The organism is Klebsiella sp. HN106, from assembly GCF_051209435.1.
In the GTDB taxonomy this organism is placed as follows: Bacteria; Pseudomonadota; Gammaproteobacteria; order Enterobacterales; family Enterobacteriaceae; genus Klebsiella; species Klebsiella oxytoca.
Genome location: NZ_JBLURD010000306.1, coordinates 1 through 277, shown reverse-complemented (window position 1 = coordinate 277; position 277 = coordinate 1). Strand labels below are relative to the sequence as shown.

Here is a 277-nt window from a genome sequence, read left to right as displayed (position 1 = left end):
GTCGCTCGCAGTATGCGGCCACCAAAGCCGCGCTGGTCGCTCTCGCCAGGAGCTGGGCGGCAGAGCTGGCGCCTGCCGGGGTGACGGTCAACGTCGTGGCTCCCGGGGCAACCGATACGCCGATGCTTCATCAGCCAGGCAGAGAAAGTTCCCCGCCGCGGCTTCCGCCGCTTGGGCGACTCATTACTCCGCAGGAGTGGTATAAAAGGTGAGCTGGTTGCTGATCGAGGGCGCAACGGCGATTACCGGACCTGATCTGGTGATGTTTGGCGGCGCA

At 65.0% G+C, this 277-nt stretch carries 1 pseudogene; it reads left to right on the top strand.

Going from position 1 to position 277, the window contains the following annotated elements:
- Positions 1 to 277, top strand: a pseudogene (locus ACSIPU_RS31325) (SDR family oxidoreductase); the annotation flags it as partial.